Below are 3,215 nucleotides of genomic sequence, written 5' to 3' on the forward strand. Positions count from 1 at the left end.
TGCCGCGGCCAGCCGCTCGGCCAGCGCGGCGCTGGCCTCGGCCGCGACGTCGACGAAGGCCACCTGCGCGCCCTGCGCGGCGAAGGCTTCGACCAGCGCGGCGCCGATGCCGGAGCCACCGCCGGTGATGAAGACGCGGCGCCCGTGCAGGCTGCCGTAGGTTGCGTTGCCGAGGGAGGAAGGCGCTGCGCTTGCCGAGTTGTCCATGCCGTTTCGCTCTAGGTGGATAGGATTTGGATATATGAAAAAAAATATCCATTCGGAGATATTTGCTATTTTTCACGTATCAATATGCCCGCTAGCATCCCCGGCGTAAAGCATCCGGGGGCGGCTTGCGCACAAGGCGGATCCCGGCGTCCTGGACTCGAGGAATCCGCCGACATGGGCTCACCCAGCAAACCGCCGCGCCGCAGCCAGGCGTGGTTCGGGCGCGAAGGCAAGCAGGGCTTCTACTACCGCAGCTGGCTCAAGAGCGCCGGCCATCCGCACGACATGTTCGATGGCCGCCCGGTGATCGGCATCTGCAACACCTGGTCGGAACTGACCCCGTGCAACGGCCACCTGCGCGAACTGGCCGAACACGTCAAAAAGGGCGTGTACGAGGCCGGCGGGTTCCCGCTGGAGTTCCCGGTGATGTCGCTGGGCGAGACGCAGATGCGCCCCACCGCGATGCTGTTCCGCAACCTGGCCAGCATGGACGTGGAGGAATCGATCCGCGCCAATCCGCTGGACGGCGTGGTGCTGCTGATGGGCTGCGACAAGACCACCCCGTCCTTGCTGATGGGCGCGGCCAGCGTGGACCTGCCGACCATCGGCGTGTCCGGCGGGCCGTCGCTGTCGGGCAACTGGCGCGGGCAGCCGCTGGGCTCGGGCACCGGCGTGATCGAGATGTCGGAGATGGTCCGCGCCGGCACCCTGAGCCAGGACGACTTCGTCGAGGCCGAGGCCTGCATGCAGCGCTCCAAGGGCAGCTGCATGACCATGGGCACCGCCTCGACCATGGCCAGCATGGTCGAGGCGCTGGGCATGTCGCTGCCGGAGAACGCCGCGATCCCGGCGGTGGATGCGCGCCGCGCGCGGCTGGCGCGGCTCAGCGGGCGGCGCATCGTGCAGATGGTGGAAGAGGATCTGCGCATGTCGCAGATCCTCACCGCCGACGCCTTCGCCAATGCGATCAAGGTCAATGCGGCGATCGGCGGCTCCACCAACGCGGTGCTGCACCTGCTCGCCCTGGCCGGCCGCGTGGGCGTGCCGCTGCAGTTGGACGACTGGGACCGGCTCGGCTCGCGGCTACCGTGCCTGGTCAATCTCAAACCGTCCGGCCAGTACCTGATGGAAGACTTCTACTATGCCGGCGGGCTGCCGGCGGTGATGCGCGAACTCGGCAGCGAACTGGCGCTGGACGCGCGCACCGTCAACGGTCGCAGCCTGGGCGAGAACGTAGCGCAGGCGCCGTGCTGGAACCGCGAGGTGATCCACCCGCTGGACGCGCCGGTGCGCGCGGAGGCCGGCATCGCCGTGTTGCGCGGCAACCTGGCGCCGGACGGTGCGGTAATCAAGCCGTCGGCCGCCTCGCCGCACCTGTTGCGGCACCGCGGGCGCGCGGTGGTGTTCGAGAGCATCGAGGACTTCAAGGCGCGCATCGACGACGAGGCGCTGGACATCGACGCCGACTGCATCATGGTGCTCAAGCATTGCGGCCCGCGCGGCTACCCGGGCATGGCCGAGGTCGGCAACATGCCGTTGCCGCCGAAGCTGCTGCGCGCCGGCATCACCGACATGGTGCGCATCTCCGATGCGCGCATGAGCGGCACCGCCTACGGCACCGTGGTGCTGCACGCCTCGCCGGAGGCCGCCGCCGGCGGCACCCTGGCGCTGGTGCGCGACGGCGACATCATCGAACTCGACGTCCCCGGCCGCGCGTTGCACCTGGAAGTCAGCGACGAGGAACTGCTGCGCCGGCGCAGCGAATGGACCCCGCCGCCGGCGCCGCCGCGCGGCTGGAGCAAGCTCTACGTGGAGCACGTGCAACAGGCGCACCTGGGCGCCGACCTGGATTTCCTGGTGGGCGGCAGCGGCGACGCGGTGGCGCGCGATTCGCATTAGCGGTCGCGGCGGGATGCATCCACCTTGCCTTCGCAGGAGCGGCGGCGAGCCCACCGTGCGCACTGTGGGAGGGACTTCAGTCCCGACGCATTGCGCCCTCGGAACGCACACCAGGTTGCGCGTCGCGGCTGCATGACAGTCGACTCCCACAGGAAGTGGCGAACGCCGCCTTCTTCCACATGCACCGCCCCCACGTCACCGAACCGTCATCTGCAGCTTCTAGCCTGCGCCGCACCCCAGGGACAAGGCAGGCTCGGTGGCGGCTCACCCCAAACGCGCATGGGCGCGCATGTTCGCGGAACACGGCCCGGTGCTGCGCGGCTTCTTCGTGCGCCGCGGCGCACGCGAAGACGCCGAGGACATGGTGCAGGAAACCTATCTGCGGTTGCTGCGCGCGCATCGGCAGCAGGGCGAGGCCATCGCCAATCCCGAAGCCTATCTGTACACCGTCGCGCAGAACCTGGCGCGCGAACAGGCCGCGCGTCGCCGCCAGGCGCCGCTGCGCATCGACGAGATGGAGCAGTTCTCGCAATTGCTGGCGGCGGGAGACGACGTGGAAGACAGCGCACACCGGCGGCAGCGCCAGCAGCACCTGCAGGCCCTGCTCGCCGAGCTGCCCGCGCGCACCCGCGCGGTGCTGGTGATGCAGTACCGCGACGGACTGAGCTACAAGCAGATCGCCGAACGCATGGGCGTATCGCCGCACATGGTCAAGAAACATGTGGTGCGCGGGCTGTCGGCCTGCCGCCGCGCGCTGGCCGAGAGCGGAGACCGCTGGTGAACGACAGCACATTCTCTTCGCGCAGTGCCATCGCCGATGCCGCGCACTGGCATGCGGTGCAACGCATGCAGCCGCTGGACGCGAAACAGGAACAGCAGTTGCTGGACTGGCTGACCGCCTCGCCGCAGCATCTGCGCGAGTATCTGGCCATGCAGCGCGTGGCCGGCGAACTCGGCGAGGCGCTGCGCGGCATGGACCTGGACGTGGACGCCTTGCTCGCCAGCGACGACACCGGCGATGGCACGGCGAGCGGCAACGTCATCGCCCTGCCCGTGCCGCGGCGCGCGACAGCGGCAGCGCCAACGCGTGCGGCGCGCGCCCACGCCGC

4 protein-coding genes are annotated in these 3,215 nt (G+C 69.5%); 3 read left to right on the forward strand and 1 reads right to left on the reverse strand.

All coding sequences use genetic code 11. From position 1 onward, the window contains the following. The coding region (locus tag D183_RS24210; RefSeq protein ID WP_039726472.1) for an SDR family NAD(P)-dependent oxidoreductase at positions 1-207 on the reverse strand (207 nt) is incomplete at its 3' end. A gap of 174 nt (positions 208-381) precedes the next feature. Here D183_RS24210 and D183_RS0107365 point away from each other — a divergent pair. The 3 genes from D183_RS0107365 to D183_RS24215 all read left to right on the forward strand — a co-directional run. After that, entirely contained in the window at positions 382-2,106 is a 1,725-nt protein-coding gene (locus tag D183_RS0107365; protein WP_017908436.1) for an IlvD/Edd family dehydratase, read from the forward strand. 256 nt (positions 2,107-2,362) lie between these two features. Continuing rightward, positions 2,363-2,887 carry an RNA polymerase sigma factor gene (locus tag D183_RS0107370; RefSeq protein WP_026144275.1) on the forward strand — a complete coding sequence of 175 codons (525 nt, stop codon included), beginning with the start codon at positions 2,363-2,365 and terminating at the stop codon, positions 2,885-2,887. After that, positions 2,884-3,215, forward strand: a 332-nt coding sequence (locus D183_RS24215) for a DUF4880 domain-containing protein (RefSeq protein ID WP_039726474.1), incomplete at its 3' end; no start/stop codon positions are given. The genes D183_RS0107370 and D183_RS24215, both read left to right, overlap by 4 nt.

This window comes from Xanthomonas sp. SHU 199, from assembly GCF_000364665.1.
Lineage (GTDB): Bacteria > Pseudomonadota > Gammaproteobacteria > Xanthomonadales > Xanthomonadaceae > Xanthomonas_A > Xanthomonas_A sontii.

Bases quoted from the DNA above. Each gene is read 5' to 3' on its own strand.
- D183_RS0107365 (WP_017908436.1), top strand. From the start codon at position 382: ATGGGCTCACCCAGCAAACCGCCGCGCCGCAGCCAGGCGTGGTTCGGG.